General features: G+C 47.9%; 3 protein-coding genes and 1 other annotated feature. All 3 genes read left to right on the top strand.

What is annotated here, in order from left to right; genetic code table 11:
- Positions 1-588: 588 nt before the first annotated feature.
- Positions 589-852 (top strand) — a binding site (T-box leader).
- Between the two features lie 266 nt (positions 853-1,118).
- Complete coding sequence (locus L691_RS31840) at positions 1,119-1,271, top strand: hypothetical protein (protein WP_156934175.1); 153 nt, start codon at positions 1,119-1,121, stop codon at positions 1,269-1,271.
- 34 nt (positions 1,272-1,305) lie between these two features.
- Positions 1,306-1,707 carry a GntR family transcriptional regulator gene (locus L691_RS0105460; protein ID WP_025689256.1) on the top strand — a complete coding sequence of 134 codons (402 nt, stop codon included), beginning with the start codon at positions 1,306-1,308 and terminating at the stop codon, positions 1,705-1,707.
- Positions 1,704-2,413 (top strand): hypothetical protein (locus L691_RS27930; protein WP_036735463.1); only part of this gene is annotated, 710 nt, incomplete at its 3' end. The genes L691_RS0105460 and L691_RS27930, both read left to right, overlap by 4 nt.

Raw genomic sequence — 2,413 nt, 5'->3', positions numbered from 1 at the left:
GGCGGAGGCTAACGAAGAACGTTAGTTTAATAAAAACTACGACAGTCAAGGACTTTATTTTCTCATCCATAGTTGTCGCTGTTTCAGTTTTCTGGAGTGAGTCTAATACTTTCACTGTACACCTGGTACCGTCAATGAAGCGCGGAAAGATATGCCATCCATCCCCTTGAAGAAGAGTACAACATTTCGATTTGTGAAGAAATAGAACGAGAGAAACGAATGGAATAGCCAGACTCCACAATTGAGCCTAATTGATGTAAAAAGTGCTAATCAATTCGCACTTGGAAGCACCGGGAGAAGTGCGGTAACCGCCGCTCTCTTCGAGGTGCTTTTTTATATGCTAAAAGAGGGGATTGATTTGGAAAAACGGATTTTGTACGGGGGAGATCAGAAGTTCCTAGAATATGTAGAACTATAACGATTTATAGATTCCTCTCTAACAAAATTCCCAATTGTTGTGCCACCACCTCAGGCGGTTCAGATAATCCATTCGTGATATACGATTCCATTATTCTAACATTGTCGAAAAGAATAAATAATTACTTTTAAAGTATTCGAACAAGTGATTTAACATTAACCCTAATATATTCAATTACGTTGAAAAGGATTAGTGCGATTTTCTAAGCGAACAGATAGCTGTTGGACGGTGTGAAACAGCCGTGGAGAAAATCGGAACTCGCCTTGGAGCTGCTCGCTGAACCAGTAAAGTAGGTGGAGCCGGGGCCTGACCGTTATCATCAGGAAAATACAATGGTTGTACGTTTTGGGAAACCCGATCCGTGAAATGCATGCCGACTATGGCATGAATTCGGAGTGGTACCGCGTAAGGTGTCACAGTCTTTCGTCTCTGTTTAGTGGAGATGAAAGGCTTTTTTTGTTCCGTCCGATTTTCGGCAAATCAGCGCAGAAATTAATGAAAGGAAGATTCATGAAAATGTTGAAAAGTACGATAGAGGATATTTTATGCCGCCGGAGACAAGCTTGAAACTAAGCAAAATGGAAGAATCTACAACTGGATCTTGTTTGTCATTTCCATATGTGTTATACATGTAATATAACAGATAAGGAGAGTAGTACAATATGAAACGGCTTCGACATATCAAAATCGCGCATGGTTAATGATCGCCTGCACCATTGCCGGTGCGCTGCTGATGCCCTATTCGCTCGAAGGGCTTCCGAAGGCCAGCCGCAAAGGCTTAGAATACGCAATGGTCGCTCATATGATGGCCGACTTGCTTCTGTACGGCATTATCGGCCTCCTAGCTTCCTGAAGACGCGCAGCAACTGCAATAAGGAGGGATATTCTTGTTCATAGAGCTCGATCTGCAATCTGAAACTCCGATTTACGCGCAGTTAGTCGATCAATTGATCGAAGGGATCGCGTCTGGCGAGTTGAAGCCGGGGGATCCGCTTCCATCGGTCCGGAGATTGGCGGAGGATTTGGGGATCAATCTTCATACCGTCAACAAATCCTACAATTTGCTCAAGCAGGAGGGCTTTCTTCAAGTACACCGGAAAAAGGGCGTTATCGTTCAGCCCGACGGGATGCCCGGCGTGACTGAGGCTTTCGAAGAGAAGCTCCGGCAGCAGCTGCGGTCTCTTGCGGCAGCAGCTGCTGTACGAGGCATGTCGGAAGAGGCATTCACGCAGGAGAGCAGGTCGGTGTACCGGAATACCATTACAAATCGGGGAGGGGAACAGCGTTGACTGTACTGGAGACGATACTCATATCCATCTTTTATTTGTTTATCGCGTTGATGATCAGCATACAGGCCTATATCGGCTTGCGGACCCTGCTGTTCGGCATCACGCTGCCGGCGGAGGTCCTGCAGGATACGGGAGTGAGAGGCATTCGCCGGAATTACGTTTTGCTCACCGGCGGTTTTGCGATCGTCATCGGAGTAGCTTGCTTTTTAGTGACGCGTCATCAAACGACGAGTCGGAGTATCCTGTATTGGGCGACAGCCATCTTGCTTTTAATGGTTGTGTCGGTCTTCGCCACTCGGATCAGCCGGATGTCCGCGCAACGCTTGAAGGCGGCCAGAGGCTGGCAGGTTGCCGTGCAGACGAAGCGCGCAGCAAGCCTCTTGGTCGGCCGAACGCATGGTTCGGTGCTGAGCTCTTGGTGGTATTCAGCGCATGTCGCCGTGATGGCGCTATGCATCTTCTTTGTCGTTGTGAGATGGAACGCGATTCCACAGTCGTTCGCGACGCATATGGGGCCGAACGGCTTATCGGATCAGTACACTTACAAATCCGTACGGACCGTGTTCATGATGAACATCGTGCAAGCACTGATGATCGTGTTCTTCGCCGGCTATAATCTGATGATCAGCCATGCCAGGACATCGCTGGATCCCCAGGACCGGGAAGGTTCGTTGCGGAAACAGTTGAAGCTCAAGAAAATCCATTC

The sequence above is a fragment of the Paenibacillus zanthoxyli JH29 genome (assembly GCF_000520715.1).
GTDB lineage: Bacteria > Bacillota > Bacilli > Paenibacillales > Paenibacillaceae > Paenibacillus_AQ > Paenibacillus_AQ zanthoxyli.
The sequence above is the reverse complement of the archived record's forward strand: the minus strand, read 5'-3'. Positions and strand labels throughout refer to the sequence as shown.

Coding starts and splice junctions, on each gene's coding strand:
- L691_RS31840 (WP_156934175.1), top strand. CDS start 1,119: ATGATCGCCTGCACCATTGCCGGTGCGCTGCTGATGCCCTATTCGCTC.